The following is a 25,207-nucleotide window of genomic DNA, read 5'->3' on the forward strand; positions in this document are numbered from 1 at the left end:
CAGGTGAATTACACGCCAACTCATGACGTTTTCCGGTCACTCATTCACACCTTCAGGCATCTCCAGTCACTTTCCCACGAAACCAGTCAGATAGGTTGCCGGGATGCTGCCGGCCGAACGTCACCGTCGAATCTCCACCGCCGTGGAGCGCAGCGGCACGATCAGCAGTCGGGTGCAGTGGTGATCTCGGCCGGACACTCCTGAGAAAGGACAGCACCGCCATGGTCACGCCAACACCGGGCAACGGCCGCCGAGGTCACCGCCCGCAAGGGAGGGCTCGGATGACCGACACCACACCGCACAAGCCGGACCATGTCTACGACGTCGTCGTCATCGGCGCCGGCATCGTCGGCTCGGCGATCGCCCGCGACCTGTCCGGCCATCAGCTGTCGGTCGCACTCGTCGAGGCACGCGACGACGTCGGCGACGGAACCAGCAAGGCGAACACCGCGATCCTGCACACCGGATTCGATGCGAAGCCGGGCACGCTGGAGTCCGGGCTGGTCAAGCGCGGATACCACCTGCTGTCGGAGTACGCCCGCTCGACCGGCATCCCGGTCGAGCACACGGGCGCGATCCTCGTCGCATGGAACGCCGAGGAGCTGGACGCCCTGCCCGGCCTCAAGGAGAAGGCCGAGCAGAACGGTTACGACCGGTGCCGGATCGTCGGCGCCGACGAGGTCTACGAGCTGATCCCCGCCCTCGGCGAGGGCGCGCTCGGCGGGCTCACGGTCCCCGACGAGTCGATCATCTGCACCTGGACGACGAACCTGGCCCTGGCCACGGACGCGAGACAGCGCGGCGCCGAGGTCCTCCTCAACCACGCCGTCACCGCGGTGTCGGTGAACACCCGGTCCACCACGCTGACCACCACGGGCGGCTCCGTACAGGCCCGTTGGGTGGTCAACGCGGCGGGCCTCGGCGCCGACCGCATCGACCGGCTCTTCGGCCACGAGCGGTTCACCGTCACCCCGCGCCGCGGTGAGCTGTTCGTCTTCGACAAGCTCGCCCGCCCGCTGGTCGACATGATCGTCCTGCCGGTGCCCACGTCCCGGGGCAAGGGGGTGCTCATCTCTCCCACCATCTACGGCAACGTCATGCTGGGGCCCACCTCAAAGGACCTCACCGACCGCACCGCGACCGGAACGTCCGAGGACGGATTCGCCTTCCTGCTGGACAAGGGCGAGCGCCTCATGCCCCACCTGCTCACCGAGGAGGTGACCGCTTCCTACGCGGGGCTGCGGGCCGCCATCGACCACGGGGACTATCTCATCGAACCCGTCCCCTCGCAGCGGTACCTCCTCGTCGGCGGAATCCGCTCGACCGGTCTGACCGCCGGCATGGCCATCGCCGAGCACGTCCACGAGGTACTCGAAAAGGCCGGACTCGTCCTCACCGCACGCACCGAACTGCCCGGCCCTCCGCACATGGCCAACATCGGCGAGGCGACCGTGCGCCCCTACCAGGACGCCGACCGCATCGCCGCCGATCCCGAGTACGGCAAGGTCGTCTGCTTCTGCGAGCGCGTCACCGCCGGTGAGATCCGCGACGCGTTCCAATCTCCCCTGCCCGCACGCAACCTGGAGGGCCTGCGCCGCCGCACCCGGGCCATGAACGGCCGCTGCCAGGGCTTCTTCTGCGGCGCCGCTGTCGACCGACTCCTGAACGAAAACGGTTGCGGCGGCACTACCGCCGCGCCGGCACGGCCCGAGGTGAACTCCTGATGACCATCACCACACTCACTCCGGACGTCCTGATCATCGGAGGCGGCCCCGCCGGGCTCACGGCCGCCGCCGCCCTCGCACCGCGCATCCGCGGCGAAGTCCTGGTGCTCGACCGGGAGAAGGACGCCGGAGGCATCCCCCGCCACAGCGACCACACCGGATACGGCCTGCGGGACCTGCATCGGGTCATGACCGGCCCGAAGTACGCGCGCCACCTCGTCGAGCAGGCCACCTCGGCCGGGGCCACCATCCACACCGAGACCATGGTCACCCACTGGGCCGACGACCGGGCCGTGGAGGTCACCGGTCCGCAGGGACGGCTGCGCGTGGAGGCCGGAGCCATCGTGCTCGCCACCGGAGCGCGCGAACGGCCCCGCGCGGCCCGGCGCATCCCCGGTGACCGGCCCCAGGGCGTCTACACCACCGGGCAGTTGCAGAACGCCGTCCACCTGCACCACAGCGAGGTCGGCAGCCGGGCCGTCATCGTCGGAGGGGAACTGGTCAGCTGGTCCGCCGCCGTCACCCTCCGCGAAGCCGGTTGCGCCACCGAGCTGATGGTCAGCCAGTACCCCCGGACGGAGTCGTACGCCGCGTTCAACGTCGTCGGCCGCGCCCTGCTGCGCGTACCCGTCGCCAACCGCAGCCGGGTCACCCGCATCATCGGCAAGGGCCGGGTCGAGGCAGTAGAGATCGAGAATCTCGACACCCGCGCCCGGCGCACCGTCGCCTGCGACACCGTGGTCTTCACCGGGGACTGGATCCCCGACCACGAACTCGTCCGCAGCGGCGGGCTCGATCTCGACCCGGGAACCCTCGGCCCGCTGACCGACACCGCCCTGCGGACCAGCCGCCCCGGCGTCTTCGCCGCGGGCAATCTCCTGCACCCGGTCGACACCGCCGATGTCGCGGCCCTCGACGGCCTGCACGTCGCGGACCAGGTCGAGGCTTGGCTGGCCGGTTCCGGCGAGCCGGCCCCGGGCCTGCGCATCCTCGCCGAGGCTCCACTGCGCTGGGTGTCGCCGGGGCTGCTGCGCCCCGGCGACCCGGCTCCCCCGCGCGGGCGCCTGCTGCTGTGGACGGACCGGTCCATCCGGTTCCCGCATGTCGTCGTCGGTCAGAACGGGCGGGTCGTCTCGGAACGGACCCTGCCCTGGCCCGCCGCGCCCGGACGCGTCTTCCGCGTGCCGTGGTCGGTGATGAAGGGCCTCAGCGCCCGGGGCGGCCCGGTCACCATCGGCCTGCGCTGACGAGCGGCCCGCGCCGGGGTACGTCGTGCCCCGGTCAGAGGCGGGAAGTCTGCCGCTGACCGGGCACGGACGTGCCCGCGCCGCGTCACCACGGGCGCCCTCGTCCGCGCGGCACACCGACAGTCCGGACGGGCTCAGCCCACGCAGCACACCAACAACCGAAACAGGCCCAGCCCACGCAGCACACCAACAACCGGAACGGGCTCAGCCCACGCGGCACACCAACAACTGGAACGGGCTCAGCCCGCCCGGTGCACCACCGCGTCGCACAGCTCCTCCAGCGCGGCCTTCGCGTAGCCCTCGGGCAGCGGCGCCAGCGTCGCGCGTGCCTCCTGCGCGTACCGGATGGTGTCCTGTCGGGCCTGCTCCAGCGCCGGGTGGGCGCGCAGCCTGAGCAGCGCCTCGGCGTGCCGGGCGTCGTCGCTCAGGTCGCCACCCAGGAGCTCGACGAGCTCCAGGTCGTCCGGCTTTCCGTCGGCCGCCGCACGGGCCCGCAGATGGAGCACGGGGAGCGTCGGGATGCCTTCGCGCAGGTCGGTGCCGGGGGTCTTGCCGGACTCGTGGGAGTCGGAGGCGATGTCGAGTACGTCGTCGGCGAGCTGGAAGGCGACGCCGAGCCGCTCCCCGTACTGGGTGAGGATGTCGACGGCCGGCTCGTCCGCACCGGCCATCATCGCGCCGAAACGGCAGGCCACGGCGATCAGCGAGCCGGTCTTGCCGCGCATCACTTCGAGGTAGTGCTCGACCGGGTCGCGCCCCTCGCCCGGGCCCGCGGTCTCCAGGATCTGGCCGGTGACCAGCCGCTCGAACGCCTCCGCCTGGATGCGTACGGCCTCCGGACCGAGGTCGGCCAGTATGTGCGAGGCGCGAGCGAAGAGGAAGTCACCGGTCAGGACGGCAACCGAGTTGCCCCAGCGGGTGTTGGCGCTGTCGACGCCGCGGCGTACGTCCGCCTCGTCCATCACGTCGTCGTGGTAGAGCGTCGCGAGATGGGTCAGCTCGACGACGACGGCCGCAGGGACGATACCCGGCGCGTCGGAGTCGCCGAACTGGGCGGCCAGCATGGCCAGCAGCGGCCTGAAGCGCTTGCCCCCGGCGCGTACGAGATGCTGCGCGGCCTCCGTGATGAAGGGCACGCCGCTCTTGGTGGCATCGAGCAGCCCCGACTCGACAGCAGCCAAACCGGCCTGGACATCGGCTTCAAGAGCGTGGTCCCGCACGCTCAGTCCGAACGGCCCGACGACGGTCACGAGGGATCTCCTGTCTGCTGACGATCACACGGAATGTCGATGTGTCGCTGTCATCACTCAAGTCAGCGTATCCGGTCCCCTTTGGATCACCGTGGGCGCCTTCCCGCCACCGCCGGTATGTTCGGGATGAGCTCATACGATCAGGAGTCCTCCTTTTGTCCTCCACTACCTCCGGCACTGAACCCACTCAGCTTCCACCCGACGACGACCAAGCCTTTTTCGGCCAGCCACGGGGCCTGATGACCCTGTCCGGCCTGGAGGTCTGGGAACGTTTCTCGTTCCTCGGCATGCAGGCGATCCTGGTCCTCTACTTCGCCGACACCGTCGCCCGCGGCGGCATGGGCATGGAGGTGGGCACCGCGGCGTCCGTCTCGGCCGCCTACGGCACACTCGTCTACCTGGTATCCGTGGCCGGCGGCTGGCTGGCCGACCGGATCCTCGGCTCGTACCGCGCCGTCCTGTACGGCGGAATTCTCATTGCCTGCGGGCATTACGCCATGGCGGTGCCCACCGACGCCATGACGTGGACCGGCCTCGGTCTGATCAGCGCCGGAACCGGTCTGCTCAAGCCCAATGTGGCGACCATGGTCGGCAAGCTCTACCGCACCGCCGACGAGCGCCGCGACGCCGGCTTCGCGCTCTACTACATGGCCATCAACATCGGGGCGTTCCTCGGCCCGCTGATCACCGGCTGGCTCGGGGAACACGCGAGCTGGCACTGGGGCTTCTCGGCCGCCGCCGTCGGTATGACCCTCGGTCTGATCCAGTACGTACTGGGCCGGCGTCACTTGGCCGGGCGTAAGCACGGCGCCGAGTTCGCCCTGGCGCCGGAACCGATGCGCCGCGCCGTGCGGCTGATCGTGATCGGCGCCGTCGTGGTCGCCGCCGTCGCCACCGGGCTGGCGCTCGCGGGATGGCTGACCATGGACCGCTTCGTCGACCTGCTCACCATCGTCTCGGTGATCGCTCCGGTCGTGTACTTCGCGGTGATGTTCCGAAGCCCGCGGGTGACCAGCGAGGAACGCGGCAGGCTGCGCCCCTACGTGGTGCTGTTCCTGGCCTCCGTCGTCTTCAACTTCATCCTCTTCCAGGCGTACTCGACGATGATGCTGCTCGCGTCGACCAACGCCAGTACCGAGATCTTCGGCTTCCAGTTCCCGGCCAGTTGGTACGCCTCCGCGCTCGGCGCCTTCGAGGTCGCACTCGCCCCGGTGGTCGCCGCCGTCTGGGCCCGGATGGGCCCACGTCAGCCGCATGCCTCCAACAAGATCGCGATCGGGGTGATCCTCGGCGGATTGTCGTTCCTGCTCATGGTGCTGCCGACCTCCGGGCACTCCGGCGACACCTACACGATGGCCGCCTGGTGGATCGTCGGCTCCTATCTGCTGCTCGGCCTCGGCGACATCCTGCTGGAGACCTCCGGCATGTCCGCGACCACCAAGCTCGCACCCAAGGCGTTCGCCAGCCAGACGATGGCGCTCTGGTTCCTCTCGCTGGCCCTCGCCAACGGCATCCAGGCCCAAATCGTGAAGCTGTACGGCGAGGTCTCCAACCCCGCCTACTTCGGTGTCAATGGCGCGATCGCGGTGGTGGCCGGTGTGGCCGTCATCGCCGCCGCACCCTGGCTCAAGCGCACCATGCACCCCGTCCACTGAGGTACCACCATGCACATCCGCACCACGTATCCATATGACACCACCCATGAGGACGTCTACATTCCGCTGCCGGACGGCACCCAGCTGTACGCCCGGATCTGGCGACCGATCACCGACGAACCCGTCCCCGCTCTCCTCGAATATCTGCCATACCGGCTGAGCGACTGGACGGCGCCCCGCGACTGGCAGCGCCACCCCTGGTACGCGGGCCACGGCTACGCCTCCGTCCGGGTGGACGTACGCGGGCACGGCAACAGCGAGGGGATGCCGGGCGACGAGTACGACGCGACGGAGCTGGCCGACGGCGTCGCCGTCATCCACTGGCTGGCCCAGCAGGAGTGGTGCTCCGGCCGGGTCGGCATGTTCGGCATCTCCTGGGGCGGCTTCAACGCGCTCCAGATCGCGGCGCTGGCCCCCGAGCCACTGAAGGCGATCGTCACCATCTGCTCGACCGACGACCGTTACGACAACGACGTCCACTACATGGGCGGCTCGGTCCTCGGCGTCGACATGCACGCCTGGGCGGCCACCATGCTGGCCTTCGTCTGCCGGCCGCCGGATCCGGCACAGGTCGGCGCGGGCTGGAAGGACATGTGGCTGAACCGGCTGGAGGCGGTCGAGCCATTCGTCCACACCTGGCTGGCGCACCAGACCCGCGACGACTACTGGAAGCACGGCAGTGTCTGCGAGGACTACTCGGCGATCCGGGCGAACGTCCTCGCCGTGGGCGGCTGGCACGACCCTTACCGCGACACCGTCCTGCGGCTCGTCGAACACCTCGACGCGGACAAGGTCCGCGGGCTGATCGGCCCCTGGTCGCACCAGTACCCCGATCGAGGGCAGGCTCCCGGCCCGGCGATCGGCTTCCTTCAGGAGACGCTGCGCTGGTGGGACCAGCACCTGAAGGACAAGGACACCGGTGTGATGGCCGAGCCGCTGCTGCGGTCCTGGATCAGCGAGTCGCACCGCCCCGCCACGGTCTACGGGGCGCTGCCCGGCCGCTGGGTCGGCGACACCAGCTGGCCCTCGGAGAACGTCAAGCCCGTCGCATACGCCCTCCAGGGCGGTCCGCAGATCGTCGACTCGCCACAGCAGACCGGCCTGGACGCCGGGCGGTTCTTCCCGTTCGGCAACGACGCCGACCTGCCGCCCGACCAGCGCGACGAGGACGCCAAATCGGTCTGCTTCGAGTTTCCGGTCGAGGACGCCCCGATCGAGATCCTGGGCCGCCCCCGGGTGAAGCTGCGCATACGGATGGACGTGCCGCACGGCCAGGCCATCGCCCGGCTCTGCGACGTCGCACCGGACGGCTCCTCCACCCTGGTCACCCGCGGCGCGCTCAACCTCTCCGCCCGGCACGGCCGCGACCGCGCGGACGACTGGCCGGTGGGCGGCACCGAGGACGTGACCTTCGAGCTGAACGGCATCGGGCACACCTTCCCGCCCGGCCACCGGATCAGGCTCGCGGTCTCCTCCTCGTACTGGCCGTGGATCTGGCCGCAGGCCGGGTCGGTCGGCTTCACCCTGGACGCCGACGGCAGCTCCGTCGAACTGCCGGTGCGTCGGCACACCCAGGACCCCGCGATCCGGTTCGAGGAACCGGAGCAGTCGGAGCCGCTCGGCGTCGTCAACCCGGTGACGCTCGACGAACAGCGCCCCGAACGCCTGGTGGTCCGCGATGTCGCCAAGGGCGAATGGCGGCTGGAGGTCGACCCGCGCTACGGCGGCACCCGCGTCTACCCGGACGGCCTGGAATTCACCGAGGACGCCGTGGAGACGTACACGATCCAGCAGGACGACCCACTCTCCGCACGCACCCGCTCCGACTGGGCGATCCGGCTGCACCGCCCGGAGACGGCGTGGGACGTACGGATCGAGACCCGGTCCGAGATCAGTTCGGACGACACCCACTTCATCACGTCCGACGAGGTGGTGTGCAAGGACGGCGACGAGGTCGTCTTCCACCGGACCTGGGAGAAGCGGATTCCCCGCACGGCCGGGTGAACCCACCGCCGTGCCCCCGCACACCAGGGGCACGGCGGAACTTTCCGGGCATCAGGAGCAGTTGGGACACTCCCGCGGGGCGGCAACCCCGACGTAACGTGTCCCCCAAGCGACCTGGAAAGCGAGGCAGCAACACATGCCCGAGCAGAGCAGCCCGCTCGATCTGGCCAAGGACGACCCCTTCGGCCCGCACAACCTTCCGTACGGTGTGTTCTCCACCCCCGACCACCCCGAGGACCGCCGGGTCGGCGTCCGCATCGGCAACCACGTACTGGACGCCGGAGCCGCGGCACACTCACTCGGCTCGCCCTACGCGCAGCTCCTCGCCCAACCGGACCTGACCGCGCTGCTGGCCGCGGGCCGCACCGCCTGGCGGGACGTCCGGCGGGCACTGACCGCCTGGGTGACGGTCCCGGCGCACCGCGCGGACATCGAACCGCTGCTGCACCCGGTCGAGTCCGTGACGCTCCATCTGCCGTACGCGGTCGCGGACTACGTCGACTTCTACGCGAGCGAGCACCACGCCACCAACGTCGGGAGGATCTTCCGGCCGAACGGTGACGCGCTGACGCCCAACTGGAAGCACCTCCCGATCGGCTACCACGGCAGGTCCGGCACCGTCGTCGTCTCCGGTACGGATGTGGTGCGCCCGTCCGGCCAGCGCAAGACACCGGCGGACGCGGCTCCCGTCTTCGGTCCGTCCGTCAAGCTCGACATCGAGGCCGAGGTCGGCTTCGTCGTCGGAGTCGGCTCCGAACAGGGCCGCCCGGTGCCGCTCGGCGACTTCCGCGACCATGTCTTCGGACTCTGCCTGCTCAACGACTGGTCGGCGCGGGACATCCAGGCCTGGGAGTACGTCCCGCTCGGCCCGTTCCTCGGCAAGTCCTTCGCCACGTCCGTATCGGCATGGGTGACGCCGCTCGAAGCCCTGGAGTCGGCCCGGATCGCACCCCCGGCCCGCGACTTCCCGCTGCTCCCCTACCTGGAGGACGCAGGCGAGGAGGAGGCCGGCGGATTCGACCTGCGGATCTCCGTCGCGATCAACGGAGAGCCGGTCGCCGAACCGCCGTTCGCCACCATGTACTGGACGGCGGCCCAGATGCTGGCCCAGATGACGGTGAACGGCGCGTCGCTGCGCACCGGCGATCTGTACGGCTCCGGCACGGTCAGCGGCGCCGAGCCCGGACAGCTCGGCTCACTCCTGGAGCTGACCTGGAACGGCCGCGACCCGCTGGACCTCCCGGACGGCAAGCGGACGTTCCTGGAGGACGGTGACACGGTGACGATGACGGCCTGGGCACCGGGGCCGGACGGCACGCGGGTGGGGCTCGGCGAGGTCACGGGGCGGATCGTTCCGTCCGTATGACGCCTGTCGGCCGACGGCCGCGCCCCTGACGGAGCGCGGCCGTCAATGCCCCGCAATTAGTTCACCTGTTCGCGCGGTTCCGAACCGGTTCCCGGCGGATACGCTGGACAGATCCGCGAGACTCCGCGCATGGGAGCACTGATGAGCATCGAACCCGAGGCCCCCGAGCCGCGGTGGGCGATTCCGCCCGTGGGCGGCTGGACCGCCGATGACCTGGACACACTCCCGAATCTGCCTCCGCACACGGAGCTGATCGACGGGAGCCTTGTTTTTGTGAGTCCGCAGACCCTTTTCCATTCACGGGCGGTCGACTTCTTCAACTGGCAGTTGCAGTCGCTGGCACCGGGCGACTTGGAGGTGGTGCGCGAGTTCACCATCGACATCGACCGCTACAACCGGCCCGAACCCGATGTGATCGTCGTCGACGGCGACATCATCCAGGACCCGAACCAGACCCGCTTCCCCGCCGAGTCCGTACAGCTGGCCATCGAGGTCGTCTCCCCGGAATCCCTGACCCGGGACCGGGAGACCAAACCGATGAAGTACGCCCGGGTCAAGATCCCGCATTTCTGGCGGGTGGAGAACCACGACGGTCGTGCCGTGGTCTACGTTTTCGAGCTGGAGCCCTCGACCGGCACCTACACCTCCACCGGGATCTTCCACGACCGGATGAAGGTCTCCGTTCCCTTCCCGGTCGATCTCGACCTCACCGCGATCACCGCCCGCCGCCGGCCGACGAACCCGCAGTAGGTCCGCCGTTCGCACCACCACCGCCCGGGCCCGACCCTCACTCGTACTCGGGCGGCTCCTCGTCCCAGCCGAACTCCGGGTCGTCATCGGGGGCCACCGACGCAACCGGGACCGGTACGGGGCCGGCTCCAGGTGCCGAAACGGATTCCGGCACCGGCACGGTTTCCGGCGACGGCACGGCTCCGGACATCGGACCGGTCACCGCTGCCGGACCGGCTGCGGAGATCGTCGCCCCCGCCTCGCCGAACGCCGCGAGCACCTCCAGCACCCCCTCCCCGTACGTCGCCAGCTTCTTCTCGCCCAGGCCGCTGATACCGCCCAGCGCGGACACCGAGTCCGGCCGCACCGTGGCGATCTCGCGCAGCGTCGCGTCGTGGAAGATGACGTACGCCGGGACGCCCTGCTCCTTCGCCTGTGCGCCGCGCCAGGCCCGTAGCGCTTCGAAGACCGGGACGGCCTCGGGAGCCAGCTCGGCTGCGGCCGTGGTGGACTTCGCCTTGCGTTCGCCCTTCGTGGAGCGCGATGCGGGCTTCGGCGCCTCCTTGCGCAGCAGCACCTCGCGCTGCCGGCCGAGCACCGAGCCGCTCTCCTGAGTCAGCACCAGCGTGCCGTACTCGCCCTCGACCGCGATCAGCCCCTGGGCGAGCAACTGCCGTACGACTCCGCGCCATTCGGCCTCGGCCAGCTCCTCGCCGATACCGAAGACCGAGAGCTGGTCGTGGTCGAACTGGATGACCTTCGCCGTCTTGCGGCCCAGCAGGATGTCGATGATCTGGCCCGCACCGAACTTCTGCCCGCGCTCCCGCTTCAGCCGTACCACGGTCGACAGCAGCTTCTGCGATACCACCGTGCCGTCCCAGGTCAGGGGAGGGGTGAGGCAGGTGTCGCAGTTGCCGCAGGTCGCCGCACCGGGCTCCTGGCCGAAGTACGTCAGGAGCTGGGCGCGGCGGCACTGGACCGTCTCGCACAGGGCCAGCATCGAGTCGAGGTGGGAGGCGGCGCGGCGGCGGAACACCTCCTCGCCCTCGCCGCCCTGGATGAGCTTGCGCTGCTGGACCACGTCCTGGAGTCCGTACGCCATCCAGGCCGTGGACGGCAGCCCGTCACGCCCGGCGCGGCCGGTCTCCTGGTAGTAGCCCTCGACCGATTTCGGCAGGTCCAGGTGGGCGACGAAGCGTACGTCCGGCTTGTCGATGCCCATGCCGAAGGCGATGGTCGCGACGACGACCAGGCCCTCCTCGCGAAGGAAACGGGACTGGTGGGCGGCGCGCGTGCCCGCGTCCAGACCGGCGTGGTACGGGACGGCCTCGATGCCGTTGCGGCAGAGGTATTCGGCGGTCTTCTCGGTCGAGTTGCGCGACAGGCAGTAGACGATGCCCGCGTCCCCGGCGTGCTCCTCCTTGAGGAAGGAGAGCAGCTGCTTCTTCGGGTCGGCCTTCGGCACGATCCGGTACTGGATGTTGGGCCGGTCGAAGCCGGCGACGAAGTGCTTCGCGTCGGGCATGCCCAGGCGCTGGGTGATCTCCTGGTGCGTGGCATCGGTCGCGGTCGCCGTCAGGGCGATGCGCGGTACGTCGGGCCAGCGCTCGCCGAGGACGGAGAGGGCCAGATAGTCCGGGCGGAAGTCGTGACCCCACTGGGCCACACAGTGCGCCTCGTCGATCGCGAAGACGGAGATCTCACCGCGGGAGAGCAGCCCCAGCGTGGTGTCCAGGCGGAGCCGCTCCGGGGCCAGATAGAGCAGGTCGAGCTCGCCGGCGACGAACTGGGCCTCCATCGAGCGGCGCTCGTCGAAGTCCTGCGTGGAGTTGACGAAGCCGGCCCGCACACCGAGCGCCCGCAGCGCGTCCACCTGATCCTGCATCAGGGCGATCAGGGGGGAGATGACGATGCCCGTACCGCCTCTGACCAGGGACGGGATCTGGTAGCAGAGGGACTTTCCGCCACCGGTCGGCATGAGCACGACGGCGTCACCGCCCGCCACCACATGGTCGACGATCGCTTCCTGCTCGCCGCGGAATTCCTCGTACCCGAACACCCGGCGCAGCGTCCGCCGCGCGTCGCTCTCCGTCACATCCATGGTCCCACCCGTCACACTCATTGCGCTGTCCCCCGATGTCGTCCCGTTCTGTCCTGCCGTCGTCCCCTGCCACGATAGGCGTCGCCTACGACAACGCCGGACGGGCTTGACTTCTCAGGCCCGTCCGGCGTTGTCCCAGCTGTGTGCGTGTGTGCTACCTCACGAACACTCCCGCCTGGCTCGCCAGGTCCAGGAAGTACTGCGGGGCCAGGCCCAGCACCAGCGTGACCGCGACACCGACCGCGATCGTCGTCATCGTCAGCGGGGACGGGACGGCGACCGTCGGGCCGTCCGCCTTCGGCTCGCTGAAGAACATCAGCACGATGACCCGGATGTAGAAGAACGCGGCGATCGCCGACGCGATCACACCGACCACGACCAGACCGCCCGCTCCGCCGTCCGCGGCGGCCTTGAAGACGGCGAACTTTCCGGAGAACCCGGAGGTGAGCGGGATACCGGCGAAGGCCAGTAGGAACACCGCGAAGACCGCGGCGACCAGCGGCGAGCGCCGGCCGAGCCCGGCCCACTTCGACAGATGCGTCGCCTCGCCGCCCGCGTCGCGCACCAGGGTGACGACGGCGAACGCGCCGACCGTCACGAAGGAGTACGCGCCCAGGTAGAAGAGGACGGACGAGATGCCGTCCGGGGTGGTCGCGATGACACCGGCGAGGATGAAGCCGGCGTGTGCGATCGAGGAGTAGGCGAGCAGCCGCTTGATGTCGGTCTGGGTGATGGCCACGATCGCACCGCCCAGCATCGTGATGATCGCGACGGCCCACATGACCGGGCGCCAGTCCCAGGCGAGGCCCGGCAGCACCACGTACAGCAGGCGCAGCAGCGCACCGAACGCGGCGACCTTGGTGGCCGCGGCCATGAAGCCGGTGACCGGGGTCGGGGCGCCCTGGTAGACGTCCGGGGTCCACATGTGGAACGGGACGGCGCCGACCTTGAAGAGCAGGCCGGTCAGGATCATCGCGCCGCCGATCAGGAGCAGCGCGTCGTTGCCCATGGTGTCGGCGAGTGCCGGGTCGATCCGGGTGACGGAGCCGTCGACCACGTTCGCGATGGTGGCGTACGAGACGGAGCCCGCGTATCCGTACAGCAGGGCGATCCCGAAGAGCAGGAACGCCGACGAGAAGGCGCCGAGCAGGAAGTACTTCACCGCCGCCTCCTGCGACATCAGCCGCTTGCGGCGGGCGACGGCGCACAGGAGGTAGAGCGGGAGGGAGAAGACCTCCAGGGCCACGAAGAGCGTCAGCAGATCGTTGGCCGCCGGGAAGATCAGCATGCCGGCCACCGAGAAGAGGATGAGCGGGAAGACCTCCGTGGTGGTGAACCCGGCCTTGACCGCGGCCTTCTCGCTGTCGCTGCCGGGGACCGAAGCGGCCTGTGCGGCGAACGAGTCGACGCGGTTGCCGTGCGCGGCGGGGTCGAGCCGCCGCTCGGCGAAGGTGAAGACGGCGACCAGCGAGGTCAGCAGGATGGTGCCCTGCAGGAACAGTGTCGGTCCGTCGATCGCGAGGGCGCCCATCGCGGCGATGTGCGCCCTCGTCGTGCCGTACCCCCCGGCCGCCAGGCCGATGACCGCGGCGAACGCTGCGGCGAGGGCGACGACGGCCAGGAAGACCTGCGTGTGGTAGCGGGCCCGGCGCGGCACGAAGGCCTCGACGACTACGCCCACGACGGCGACACCGATCACGATGAGGACCGGGGCCAGCTGGGTGTACTCGATGACCGGTGCCTTGAACTTCTCGACCGGGGCGGCCGAAGTCACCCCGCCCGCCATTGTCCACAGGCTGTGGACAGCTGTTGCGCTCACTTGGCGGCCTCCACCTCAGGCTGGGGGTCCTTCTTCTGGACGTCCGACATGGTGTGCTGCACCGCCGGGTTGACGATCTCCGTCAGCGGTTTCGGATAGACACCCAGGAAGAGCAGCAGCGCGATCAGCGGGAGGACCACCGCCAGCTCCCGGACCTTGAGGTCCGCCATGCCCTGGACCTCGGCCTTCACCGGGCCCGTCATCGTCCGCTGATAGAGGACGAGGACATAGAGCGCGGCGAGCACGATGCCGGTCGTGGCGATGATGCCCGCCGCCGGATACGCGCTGAACGCACCGACCAGGACCAGGAATTCACTGACGAACGGGGCGAGTCCGGGCAGCGACAGGGTGGCCAGACCGCCGACCAGGAAGGTGCCGGCCAGGACCGGCGCCACCTTCTGCACCCCGCCGTAGTCGGCGATGAGCCGCGATCCGCGCCGGGTGATCAGGAACCCCGCCACCAGCATCAGCGCGGCGGTCGAGATCCCGTGGTTGACCATGTAGAGCGTGGCGCCGGACTGGCCCTGGCTGGTCATCGCGAAGATGCCCAGGATGATGAAGCCGAAGTGCGAGATGGACGCGTAGGCGATCAGCCGCTTGATGTCGCGCTGGCCGACGGCGAGCAGCGCCCCGTACACGATGCTGATCAGCGCCAGGACGATGATCACCGGCGTGGCCCACTTGCTGGCCTCCGGGAAGAGCTGGAGGCAGAAGCGGAGCATCGCGAACGTGCCGACCTTGTCGACGACCGCGGTGATCAGGACGGCGACCGGGGAGGTCGCCTCGCCCATGGCGTTGGGCAGCCAGGTGTGCAGCGGCCACAGCGGGGCCTTCACCGCGAAGGCGAAGAAGAACCCGAGGAAGAGCCAGCGCTCCGTGCCGGTCGCCATGGAGAGCGAGCCATTGGCCCGGGCCTCGGCGATCTCGGAGAGCGAGAACGTCCCCGCGACCACGTACAGCCCGATCACCGCGGCCAGCATGATGAGGCCGCCGACCAGGTTGTAGAGGAGGAACTTCACGGCGGCGTAGGAGCGTTGGGCCGCCGCGTTCTCGTCACTGCCGGAGTGCGCCCGGTCCCCGAAGCCGCCGATGAGGAAGTACATCGGGATGAGCATGGCTTCGAAGAGGATGTAGAAGAGGAAGACGTCGGTGGCCTCGAAGGAGAGGATCACCATCGCTTCGACCATCAGGATCAGAGCGAAGAATCCCTGAGTCGGGCGCCAGCGCGAGGTTTTGGTCTCCAGGGGGTCGGCATCGTGCCAGCCGGCCAGGATGACGAAGGGGATCAGCAGGGCGGTGAGCGCCATGAGCGCCACCCCGATGCCGTCCACGCCCAGTTCGTACCGAACGCCGAAGTCCTTGATCCAGGCGTGCGATTCGGTGAGCTGGTAGCGGTCGCCGCCGGGCTCGAACCGGGCGAGCACGATGCCCGCCAGTACGAGGGTGGCCAGCGAGAAGAGCAGCGCCAGCCATTTGGCCACGGTGCGCTGTGCGGCCGGGACGGCGGCGGTGGCGATCGCGCCGATCGCCGGGAGCGCCGCCGTCGCTGTCAGGAGGGGAAAGGACATGGTGATCAGACCGCCCTCATCAGCAGGGTCGCGGCGATGACAACCGCCGTACCGCCGAACATCGAGACCGCGTAGGAGCGGGCGTAGCCGTTCTGCAGTTTGCGCAGCCGGCCGGAGAGCCCGCCCATCGAGGCGGCCGTGCCGTTGACGACGCCGTCGACCAGGGTGTGGTCGACGTACACCAGGGAGCGGGTCAGGTGCTCGCCGCCGCGGACCAGGACCACATGATTGAAGTCGTCCTGGAGGAGATCGCGGCGGGCGGCCCGGGTGAGCAGCGAGCCGCGCGGGGCGACAACCGGCACGGGCTTGCGTCCGTACATCGCCCAGGCGATGGCGACACCGACGGCGAGCACCGCCATGGTGGCGGCGGTGACGGTCGTGGCACTGACCGGCGCGTTTCCGTGGCTGTGTCCGGTGACCGGCTCCAGCCAGTTCAGGAAGCGGTCGCCGTAGGAGAAGAGGAATCCGGCGAAGACCGACCCGAACGCCAGGACGATCATGGGGATGGTCATCGACTTCGGCGACTCGTGCGGATGCGACTCGTGCCCTTGGGCGTCGGGCTGCCAGCGCTTCTCGCCGAAGAACGTCAGCAGCATCACGCGCGTCATGTAGAACGCGGTGATCCCGGCGCCCAGCAGGGCCACCGAGCCGAGGATCCAGCCCTCGGTGCCGCCCTTGGCGAAGGCCGCCTCAATGATCTTGTCCTTGGAGAAGAAGCCGGACAGGCCGGGGAAGCCGATGATCGCCAGATAGCCGAGGCCGAAGGTGATGAAGGTGACCGGCATGTACTTCCTGAGGCCGCCGAACTTCCGCATGTCGACCTCGTCGTTCATGCCGTGCATGACCGAACCGGCGCCGAGGAAGAGCCCGGCCTTGAAGAAGCCGTGCGTCACCAGGTGCATGATCGCGAAGACATAGCCGATCGGGCCGAGCCCGGCGGCCAGGATCATGTAGCCGATCTGCGACATCGTCGACCCGGCGAGAGCCTTCTTGATGTCGTCCTTCGCGCAACCGACGATCGCACCGAAGAGCAGCGTGACCGCACCGACGACCACGACGGCCAGTTGCGCGTCCGGCGCGGCGTTGAAGATCGCGCCGGACCGGACGATGAGGTAGACACCCGCGGTCACCATGGTCGCGGCGTGGATGAGGGCCGAGACCGGGGTCGGGCCCTCCATCGCGTCACCGAGCCAGGACTGCAGCGGCACCTGGGCCGACTTGCCGCAGGCCGCGAGGAGCAGCAGCAGACCGATCGCCGTCAGCTTGCCCTCGCTCGTCTCCCCGGTCGCCCCCAGGACGGGACCGAAGGCGAACGTGCCGAACGTGGTGAACATCAGCATGATCGCGATCGACAGGCCCATGTCGCCGACCCGGTTGACCAGGAATGCCTTCTTGGCGGCGGTGGCCGCGCTGGGCTTGTGCTGCCAGAAGCCGATCAGCAGGTACGACGCCAGACCGACGCCCTCCCAACCGACGTACAGCAGCAGGTAGTTGTCGGCGATGACCAGGATCAGCATCGCGGCGAGGAACAGGTTCAGATAGCCGAAGAAGCGGCGCCGGCGCTCGTCATGCTCCATGTAGCCGATCGAGTAGATGTGGATCAGGGTGCCCACACCGGTGATCAGCAGCACGAACGTCATCGACAGCTGGTCGAGCTGGAAGGCCACATCGGCCTGGAAGCCCTCGACCGGAATCCAGCTGAACAGTTTCTGGTGCAGCGCCCGGTCCTCCGCGCCCTTCCCCAGCATGTCCAGGAAGAGCACGACGCCGATGACGAACGACACAGCGGCGAGCAGGGTGCCGACCCAGTGTCCGGCGCGATCCAGCCGTCGCCCGCCGCAGAGCAGGACCGCGGCTCCGAGCAGAGGCGCCGCGACGAGCAGCGCAATCAGGTTCTCCACGATTCAGCGTCCCCTTACAGCTTCATCAGGCTGGCGTCGTCGACCGAGGCCGAGTGGCGGGAACGGAACACCGACACGATGATCGCGAGCCCGACCACGACCTCGGCGGCGGCGACGACCATCGTGAAGAACGCGATGATCTGTCCGTCGAGATTGCCGTGCATCCGGGAGAAGGTCACGAACGCGAGGTTGCAGGCGTTGAGCATCAGCTCCACGCACATGAACACCACGATCGCGTTCCGCCTGATCAGCACCCCCGCCGCACCGATGGTGAACAGCAGAGCGGCGAGATAGAGGTAGTTGACCGGATTCACTTGGCGACCTCCTCATCGTCCCGGTCACGGCCGAGCCGCTCCTCGGAGCGCCGTTCCAGCGCCTTGAGGTCGGCCAGCGACTCGTTCGACACATCGCGGATCTGGCCGCGCTGCCGCAGCGTCTGCATGACGGTGAGCTCGGACGGCGTGCCGTCCGGGAGCAGACCCGGGATGTCCACGGCGTTGTGCCGGGCGTAGACGCCGGGGGCGGGCAGCGGCGGCAGTTGCTTGCCGCGTACGCGCTCCTCGGACAACTCCCGTTGGGTTCTGGCCCGCTCGGTGCGCTCCCGGTGGGTGAGCACCATCGCGCCGACCGTCGCCGTGATCAGCAGGACGCCGGTGATCTCGAACGCGAAGACGTACTTGGTGAAGATGAGACTGGCCAGCCCCTCAACGTTTCCGCCGTGCGCGGCGTTGGCGGCGCCGAGCCCGTTGAAGCTGTTCAGCGAGGCGTTGCCGATGCCCGCGATCAGCAGGATGCCGAAGCCGATCCCGCAGCCCGCGGCCAGCCAGCGCTGGCCCTTGAGGGTCTCCTTCAGGGAGTCGGCCGCCGTGACGCCGACGAGCATGACCACGAAGAGGAAAAGCATCATGATCGCGCCGGTGTAGACGACGATCTGGACGACGCCCAGGAAGTAGGCGCCGTTGACGAGGTAGAAAATCGCCAGGACGATCATGGTCGCGGCGAGGCTCAGCGCGCTGTGCACGGCCTTCTTCATCAGTACGGTGGACAGCGCGCCGATCACGGCGACAGTGCCCAGCAACCAGAACTGGAAGGCCTCGCCCGTCGAGGTCTGGGAGGCCGCTGCGGCCAGGCCGGTCATGCGTCCACCTCCTGCGACGAGCCGCTTCCGTGCCCGTCGTTCTGCTTGGACTCGCCCTTGGAGACCGCGATCTGACGCTCCGTACCGGGCGCGGCCTCGGTGACAAGGCCCCGGTAGTAGTCCTGCTCGTCCATCCCGGGGTAGATCGCGTGCGGGGTGTCGACCATGCCCTCCTCCAGGCCCGCGAGCAGCTCGTCCTTGGTGTAGATGAGACTCTCGCGGGTGGTGTTGGCGAGCTCGAACTCATTGGTCATCGTCAGCGCCCGGGTCGGGCACGCCTCGATGCACAGTCCGCAGAAAATGCAGCGCGCGTAGTTGATCTGGTAGACGCGGCCGTAGCGCTCACCCGGGGAGTAGCGCTCCTCGTCGGTGTTGTCCGCGCCCTCCACATAGATCGCGTCCGCCGGACAGGCCCAGGCGCACAGCTCGCAGCCGATGCACTTCTCCAGACCGTCCGGGTGACGGTTGAGCTGATGCCGGCCGTGGAAGCGCGGCGCCGTCACCTTCTGTGTTTCCGGATACTGCTCGGTCAGCCGTTTCTTGAACATGGCCTTGAAGGTCACGCCGAAGCCGGCGACAGGGTTCTGGAACTTCTCGCCCGAGGGCTCTGATGACTCAGACACCGTCAGCCTCCTTTCCGTCACTCGAACTGTCGTCACTCTGAGTATCCGACCCGCCACTGACAACGAGCTTGCGCTCGCCCCGTGGCCTGCGGCGCGGCACCGGCGGCAGGGTCTGTCCGGGCAGCGGCGGCACCGGGAATCCGCCCGCCATCGGGTCGAATGCCGGCCCCGGTCCCGCTTCCGCCTCGGCGGCCCGGCCCTTCTTGTCGCGGAAGATGTCGGCGACGAAGGAGATCAGCAGGATCGCGATCACGGCCCCGGCCACGTACAGCACGATCTTCGAGAAGTCGTAGCCCTCGTTGCGCAGCGCCCGCACCGTCGCGACCAGCATCAGCCAGACCACGGAGACCGGGATCAGGACCTTCCAGCCGAGCTTCATCAGCTGGTCGTAGCGGACCCGGGGCAGCGTGCCACGCAGCCAGATGAAGAAGAACAGCAGCAGCTGGACCTTGAGGACGAACCAGAGCATCGGCCACCAGCCGTGGTTCGCGCCCTCCCAGAAGGTGCTGATCGGCCACGGAGCCCGCCAGCCGCCCAGGAACAGGGTCGCGGAGACCGCGGAGACGGTGACCATGTTGACGTACTCGGCGAGCATGAACATCGCGAACTTGATCGACGAGTACTCGGTGTTGAAGCCGCCGACCAGGTCGCCCTCGGACTCCGGCATGTCGAACGGCGCCCGGTTGGTCTCACCGACCATCGTGACGATGTAGATGATGAAGGAGACCGGCAGCAGGATGATGAACCAGCGGTCCTGCTGCGCCTCCACGATCTTCGAGGTCGACATCGACCCGGAGTAGAGGAAGACCGAGGCGAACGCGGCGCCCATCGCGATCTCGTAACTGATCATCTGCGCGCACGAGCGCAGCCCGCCGAGCAGTGGGTACGTCGATCCTGACGACCAGCCCGCCAGCACGATGCCGTAGATCCCGACCGAGGCGATCGCGAGGATGTAGAGCATCGCGATCGGCAGGTCGGTGAGCTGCATCGCCGTACGGTGCCCGAAGATCGAGACCTCGTTGCCGGACGGGCCGAACGGGATCACCGCGATCGCCATGAACGCCGGTACGGCGGCGACGATCGGCGCGAGCACATACACGACCTTGTCGGCGCGCTTGACGACGACGTCTTCCTTCAGCATCAGTTTGATGCCGTCGGCGAGCGACTGGAGCATGCCCCAGGGGCCGTGCCGGTTGGGGCCGATGCGCAGCTGCATCCAGGCGACGACCTTGCGTTCCCACACGATGGAGAAGAGCACGGTCACCATCAGGAACGCGAAGCAGAACACCGCCTTGATGACGACGAGCCACCACGGGTCGGTGCCGAACATCGACAGATCCTCGGCGGCGAGTACGGCACCGTGCGGTGCCGCGGCCAGTTGAGCGAAGGCAGTCACGCCCCCACCTCCGGTGTGATGTCGGGAGTGCCCGGTGCGGCGGGGCCGATCCGGACCAGGCCGCCGGGCCGGGCGCCGGTGTCGGCCGGGACGCCCCGCCCGACGGAGTTCAACGGCACCCAGACCACCCGGTCCGGCATGTCGGTGACCTTCAACGGGAGTTCGACGCTGCCCGCCGGGCCGGTGACGGCCAGCAGATCGCCGTCCTTCACGCCCGTCTCGGCGGCGGTGGCGGCGGAGAGCCGGGCGACCGAGGCGTGCCGGGTACCGGCCAGCGCGTCGTCGCCCTCCTGGAGCCGGCCCAGGTCGAGCAGCATCCGGTGGCCCGCGAGCACCGCCTCGCCGTCGCCGGGCCTGGGCAGCGGCCGCGCCGACTCGTTCGGGTCGGTGGCGTGCGTACCGGTCCAGCCGCCGAGCCGGTCCAGCTCACGGCGTACGGACTTCAGATCCGGCAGCGCGAGCCGGACGTCCAGCGCGTCGGCCAGCATGTGCAGCACCCGCGCATCGGTCGGCGCGAGTGTCCGAGGCATCTGCTCGGGCTTCAGCGCCGCCTCGAACATCCGCGCCCTGCCCTCCCAGTTGAGGAAGGTGCCGGACTTCTCGGCCACCGCGGCGACCGGGAAGACCACATCGGCCCGCTCGGTCACCTCGCTGGGCCGCAGCTCCAGCGAGACCAGGAAGCCGACCCGGTCCAGCGCCTCCAGGGCCCGTGCCGGGTCCGGCAGGTCCACGGTCTCGACCCCGGCGACGACCAGTGCGCCCAGTTCGCCGGTGGCCGCGGCCTCCACGATCTGGCCGGTGTCGCGGCCGAAGCGGGACGGGAGCTCGGCGACGCCCCAGAAGGCCGCCACCTCGTCCCTGGCCCGCGGGTCGGTCGCCGGACGGCCGCCGGGCAGCAGCGACGGAAGCGCGCCCGCCTCCACCGCGCCGCGCTCGCCGGCCCGCCGCGGAATCCACACCAGCGTGGCCCCGGTCGCGGTGGCGGTCCGTACCGCGACGGTCAGCCCGCCCGGCACCGCGGCGAGTCGCTCGCCCACCACGATCACGGCGCCCCCGCCGCGCAGCGCCTCGGCCGCCGCGGCTCCGTCGCCGTCGAGTCCGACGCCGCCCGCGATGGCGTCCAGCCACTCGGTCTCGGTGCCGGGGGCGGCGGGAAGCAGCGTGCCGCCCGCCTTCGTGAGGCCGCGCGTGGCGTGCGAGGCGACGGCGAACGTGCGCTGTCCGTGCTTACGGTTCGCCTTGCGCAGCCGCAGGAAGACGCCGGGCGCCTCCTCCTCCGACTCGAACCCGACCAGCAGCACCGTCGGCGCCTTCTCCAGCGAGGTGTACGTGACACCCGTGCCGTCCAGGTCCCGGCCACGCCCGGCCACGCGGGCGGCCAGGAAGTCGGCCTCCTCGCTGCTGTGCACCCGGGCCCGGAAGTCGACGTCGTTCGTGTCCAGAGCGACCCGGGCGAACTTGCTGTACGCGTACGCGTCCTCGACGGTCAGCCGGCCGCCCGTGAGGACACCCGTCCTGCCGCGTGCGTCCAGGAGACCGGCGGCCGCTGCGGCCAGCGCCTCGGGCCAGCTCGCCGGTTCCAGGACCCCGTCGGCGTTGCGTACCAGCGGAGTGGTGAGCCGGTCACGCTGTTGCGCGTAACGGAAACCGAAGCGGCCCTTGTCGCAGACCCACTCCTCATTGACCTCGGGGTCGTTGGCGGCGAGCCGCCGCATGACCTTGCCGCGCCGGTGGTCGGTACGGGTCGCGCAGCCGCCCGCGCAGTGCTCGCACACCGACGGCGACGACACCAGGTCGAAGGGCCGGGAGCGGAACCGGTACGCCGCCGAGGTCAGCGCCCCGACCGGGCAGATCTGGATGGTGTTCCCGGAGAAGTACGACTCGAACGGGTCGCCCTCACCCGTACCGACCTGCTGGAGCGCACCGCGTTCCAGCAGCTCGATCATCGGGTCGCCCGCCACCTGGTTGGAGAACCGGGTGCAGCGCGCGCAGAGCACGCACCGCTCACGGTCCAGCAGCACCTGGGTGGAGATCGGTACGGGCTTCTCGAACGTGCGCTTCTTGCCGTCGAAGCGGGAGTCGGCGCCGCCGTGCGACATCGCCTGGTTCTGCAGCGGGCACTCGCCGCCCTTGTCGCAGACCGGGCAGTCCAGCGGGTGGTTGATGAGCAGCAGCTCCATCACACCCTTCTGCGCCTTCTCGGCGACGGGTGAGGTCAGCTGCGACCTCACCACCATGCCGTCGGTGCAGGTGATGGTGCAGGACGCCATCGGCTTGCGCTGGCCCTCGACCTCGACGATGCACTGGCGGCAGGCGCCGACCGGGTCGAGGAGCGGGTGGTCGCAGAAGCGCGGGATCTCGATGCCGAGGAGTTCGGCGGCCCGGATGACCAAGGTGCCCTTGGGCACGCTGATCTCGATGCCGTCGATCGTCAGCGTGACGAGGTCCTCGGGCGGAAGGGCCGCCTCGCCGCCCCCGGAGGGCGCACTCGTGGTGACTGTCATGCGTTCACCCCCTGGTGAGCGTTCTTGTCGTCGGCCCAGGCAGTGGACCTGGCGGGATCGAAGGGGCAGCCCCTGCCCGTGATGTGCTGCTCGTACTCCTCGCGGAAGTACTTCAGCGAGGAGAAGATCGGCGAGGCCGCGCCGTCGCCGAGGGCACAGAAGGACTTGCCGTTGATGTTGTCGGCGATGTCGTTCAGCTTGTCGAGATCGGCCATCTGCCCCTTGCCCGCCTCGATATCGCGCAGCAGCTGGACGAGCCAGTAGGTGCCTTCGCGGCACGGTGTGCACTTGCCGCAGGACTCATGGGCGTAGAACTCGGTCCAGCGGGTGACGGCCCGCACGACACAGGTCGTCTCGTCGAAGCACTGGAGCGCCTTGGTGCCGAGCATGGAACCGGCGGCGCCGACGCCCTCGTAGTCGAGCGGCACATCGAGGTGCTCGTCGGTGAACATCGGGGTCGAGGAGCCGCCCGGGGTCCAGAACTTCAGCCGGTGCCCGGGGCGCATGCCGCCGCTCATGTCGAGCAGCTGGCGCAGCGTGATGCCGAGGGGGGCCTCGTACTGGCCGGGTCCGGCGACATGCCCGCTGAGCGAATACAGCGTGAAGCCCGGGGACTTCTCGCTGCCCATCGACTTGAACCATTCCTTGCCCCGGTTCAGGATCGCGGGAACCGAGGCGATGGACTCGACGTTGTTCACCACAGTGGGGCAGGCGTACAGACCGGCGACCGCGGGGAAGGGAGGTCGCAGCCGGGGCTGGCCGCGTCGCCCTTCGAGCGAGTCGAGCAGCGCGGTCTCCTCACCACAGATGTACGCGCCCGCGCCCGCGTGCACGGTGAGTTCCAGGTCGAGCCCCGAGCCCAGGATGTTCGTCCCGAGGAAGCCCGCCTCGTACGCCTCGCGCACGGCCTCGTGCAACCGCCGCAGCACGGGGACGACTTCACCCCGCAGATAGATGAACGCATGCGAGGAACGGATCGCGTAGCAGGCGATCACGATGCCCTCGATGAGGCTGTGCGGGTTGGCGAAGAGGAGCGGGATGTCCTTGCAGGTCCCGGGCTCCGATTCGTCGGCGTTGACCACCAGGTAGTGCGGCTTGCCGTCGCCCTGCGGGATGAACTGCCACTTCATCCCGGTGGGGAAGCCCGCGCCGCCGCGGCCGCGCAGACCGGAGTCCTTGACGTACGCGATGAGGTCGTCCGGCGACATGGCGAGGGCCTTGCGCAGCCCCTCGTATCCCTCGTGCCGCCGGTAGGTCTCCAGGGTCCAGGATTCCGGCTCGTCCCAGAAGGCGGAGAGGACGGGGGCGAGCAGCTTCTCGGGGCTTTCCCCGCCGCCGCCTCCGTTGTCGTTGATTTCGGTTGCCAACGTCATCACTCTCCCTCCTCGACTGTCGGGCCGGCCAGGTGGTCCGGATCCTGCGGGGCATCGGGAGGTACGGAGTCGCCGCGCGCCGACTCGCCGCGCGGGGAGACGACCCTCGGGTGCGGTTCCTCGCCCTTCGCCAGCCGGAGGCCGATCAGCGAGGCGGGGCCCGCGCCGCCGGACGCCTCGACGGCACCGGGGCGCTCGTCGGGGAAGCCGGCGAGGATCCGGGACGTCTCCTTGTACGAGCACAGGGGGGCGCCGCGAGTGGGTTCGACGGTGCGCCCGGCGATCAGGTCGTCGACCAGGCGTGTCGCACTCTCGGGCGTCTGGTTGTCGAAGAACTCCCAGTTGACCATCACCACGGGAGCGAAGTCGCAGGCCGCGTTGCACTCGATGTGTTCGAGAGTGACCTTGCCGTCCTCAGTTGTCATATCGGGCCCGTCGTCGCCGACGCCGAGGTGCTCCTTGAGCCGGTCGAAGATGGCGTCGCCGCCCATGACCGCGCACAGGGTGTTGGTGCAGACGCCGACCTGGTAGTCGCCGCTCGGCCTGCGCCGGTACATCGTGTAGAAGGTGGCGACCGCGGTGACCTCGGCGGTGGTGAGGCCGAGCAGCTCGGCACAGAACGCCATGCCCGTACGCGAGACGTACCCTTCCTCGGACTGCACCAGGTGCAGCAGCGGCAGGAGCGCGGAGCGGCTGCCGGGGTAGCGGGCGATCACCTCCTTCGCATCCGCTTCGAGCCTGGCGCGCACCTCGGCCGGGTAGGCGGGGGCGGGGAGCTGCGGCATCCCCAGACTGACTTCCTGACGTGC

Annotated in this window: 18 protein-coding genes; 6 read left to right on the forward strand and 12 right to left on the reverse strand. The window is 69.3% G+C overall.

From position 1 onward, the window contains the following. The first annotated feature begins 281 nt into the window (after positions 1–281). Together ACZ3IC_RS13640 and ACZ3IC_RS13645 are read left to right on the forward strand one after the other, a co-directional pair. Complete coding sequence (locus ACZ3IC_RS13640) at positions 282–1,724, forward strand: FAD-dependent oxidoreductase (protein ID WP_467415717.1); 1,443 nt, start codon at positions 282–284, stop codon at positions 1,722–1,724. Beyond that, positions 1,724–2,971 carry an NAD(P)/FAD-dependent oxidoreductase gene (locus ACZ3IC_RS13645; protein WP_467415719.1) on the forward strand — a complete coding sequence of 416 codons (1,248 nt, stop codon included), beginning with the start codon at positions 1,724–1,726 and terminating at the stop codon, positions 2,969–2,971. Before ACZ3IC_RS13640 ends, ACZ3IC_RS13645 begins: the two co-directional genes overlap by 1 nt. A 239-nt stretch (positions 2,972–3,210) precedes the next feature. Here ACZ3IC_RS13645 and ACZ3IC_RS13650 read toward each other — a convergent pair whose 3' ends face one another. Next, positions 3,211–4,221 (reverse strand): polyprenyl synthetase family protein, encoded by a 1,011-nt coding sequence (locus ACZ3IC_RS13650; RefSeq protein WP_467415722.1) that lies wholly within the window; start codon positions 4,219–4,221, stop codon positions 3,211–3,213. A gap of 155 nt (positions 4,222–4,376) precedes the next feature. Here ACZ3IC_RS13650 and ACZ3IC_RS13655 point away from each other — a divergent pair, with 155 nt between their 5' ends. The 4 genes from ACZ3IC_RS13655 (at position 4,377) to ACZ3IC_RS13670 (ending at position 9,996) form a co-directional block, all read left to right on the forward strand. Further along, positions 4,377–5,876 carry a peptide MFS transporter gene (locus ACZ3IC_RS13655; protein ID WP_467415724.1) on the forward strand — a complete coding sequence of 500 codons (1,500 nt, stop codon included), beginning with the start codon at positions 4,377–4,379 and terminating at the stop codon, positions 5,874–5,876. A 9-nt stretch (positions 5,877–5,885) separates the two neighbouring features. Beyond that, the gene (locus ACZ3IC_RS13660; RefSeq protein WP_467415726.1) at positions 5,886–7,880 is read left to right on the forward strand and encodes a CocE/NonD family hydrolase; all 1,995 of its coding nucleotides are present in this window, start codon (positions 5,886–5,888) and stop codon (positions 7,878–7,880) included. Positions 7,881–8,016: 136 nt separating this feature from the next. Further along, positions 8,017–9,246: a fumarylacetoacetase gene (gene fahA / locus ACZ3IC_RS13665; protein ID WP_467415728.1), complete on the forward strand. Its 1,230-nt coding sequence runs from the start codon at positions 8,017–8,019 to the stop codon at positions 9,244–9,246. Positions 9,247–9,387: 141 nt separating this feature from the next. Next, positions 9,388–9,996 (forward strand): Uma2 family endonuclease, encoded by a 609-nt coding sequence (locus ACZ3IC_RS13670; RefSeq protein WP_467415730.1) that lies wholly within the window; start codon positions 9,388–9,390, stop codon positions 9,994–9,996. Positions 9,997–10,033: 37 nt separating this feature from the next. Here ACZ3IC_RS13670 and recQ read toward each other — a convergent pair whose 3' ends face one another. The 11 genes from recQ to nuoE all read right to left on the reverse strand — a co-directional run bounded on the left by recQ (position 10,034) and on the right by nuoE (position 25,183). Next, the gene (gene recQ, locus ACZ3IC_RS13675; protein WP_467415733.1) at positions 10,034–12,097 is read right to left on the reverse strand and encodes a DNA helicase RecQ; all 2,064 of its coding nucleotides are present in this window, start codon (positions 12,095–12,097) and stop codon (positions 10,034–10,036) included. A 133-nt stretch (positions 12,098–12,230) separates the two neighbouring features. Further along, positions 12,231–13,895 carry an NADH-quinone oxidoreductase subunit NuoN gene (nuoN, locus tag ACZ3IC_RS13680; protein WP_467415735.1) on the reverse strand — a complete coding sequence of 555 codons (1,665 nt, stop codon included), beginning with the start codon at positions 13,893–13,895 and terminating at the stop codon, positions 12,231–12,233. Then, entirely contained in the window at positions 13,892–15,463 is a 1,572-nt protein-coding gene (locus tag ACZ3IC_RS13685) for an NADH-quinone oxidoreductase subunit M (protein ID WP_467415738.1), read from the reverse strand. Before ACZ3IC_RS13685 ends, nuoN begins: the two co-directional genes overlap by 4 nt. 5 nt (positions 15,464–15,468) lie before the next feature. Continuing rightward, positions 15,469–17,364, reverse strand: a complete 1,896-nt coding sequence (gene nuoL, locus ACZ3IC_RS13690) for an NADH-quinone oxidoreductase subunit L (protein ID WP_467415739.1) — start codon at positions 17,362–17,364, stop codon at positions 15,469–15,471. Between the two features lie 14 nt (positions 17,365–17,378). After that, the gene (nuoK, locus tag ACZ3IC_RS13695; RefSeq protein WP_093543641.1) at positions 17,379–17,678 is read right to left on the reverse strand and encodes an NADH-quinone oxidoreductase subunit NuoK; all 300 of its coding nucleotides are present in this window, start codon (positions 17,676–17,678) and stop codon (positions 17,379–17,381) included. Then, complete coding sequence (locus ACZ3IC_RS13700) at positions 17,675–18,502, reverse strand: NADH-quinone oxidoreductase subunit J (RefSeq protein ID WP_467415743.1); 828 nt, start codon at positions 18,500–18,502, stop codon at positions 17,675–17,677. The genes nuoK and ACZ3IC_RS13700 overlap by 4 nt, the downstream gene beginning before the upstream one ends. Beyond that, entirely contained in the window at positions 18,499–19,125 is a 627-nt protein-coding gene (gene nuoI / locus ACZ3IC_RS13705) for an NADH-quinone oxidoreductase subunit NuoI (RefSeq protein WP_467415744.1), read from the reverse strand. Before nuoI ends, ACZ3IC_RS13700 begins: the two co-directional genes overlap by 4 nt. Further along, positions 19,118–20,521, reverse strand: a complete 1,404-nt coding sequence (gene nuoH, locus ACZ3IC_RS13710) for an NADH-quinone oxidoreductase subunit NuoH (protein WP_467415747.1) — start codon at positions 20,519–20,521, stop codon at positions 19,118–19,120. Before nuoH ends, nuoI begins: the two co-directional genes overlap by 8 nt. After that, entirely contained in the window at positions 20,518–23,025 is a 2,508-nt protein-coding gene (locus ACZ3IC_RS13715; RefSeq protein ID WP_467415748.1) for an NADH-quinone oxidoreductase subunit G, read from the reverse strand. Before ACZ3IC_RS13715 ends, nuoH begins: the two co-directional genes overlap by 4 nt. Further along, positions 23,022–24,401 (reverse strand): NADH-quinone oxidoreductase subunit NuoF, encoded by a 1,380-nt coding sequence (gene nuoF / locus ACZ3IC_RS13720; RefSeq protein ID WP_467415750.1) that lies wholly within the window; start codon positions 24,399–24,401, stop codon positions 23,022–23,024. Before nuoF ends, ACZ3IC_RS13715 begins: the two co-directional genes overlap by 4 nt. Further along, a complete protein-coding gene (gene nuoE / locus ACZ3IC_RS13725) occupies positions 24,398–25,183 on the reverse strand; it encodes an NADH-quinone oxidoreductase subunit NuoE (protein WP_467416086.1) in 786 nt (261 codons plus the stop codon). Before nuoE ends, nuoF begins: the two co-directional genes overlap by 4 nt. Positions 25,184–25,207 lie beyond the last annotated feature (24 nt).

This window comes from Streptomyces sp. NPDC002958, from assembly GCF_055563255.1.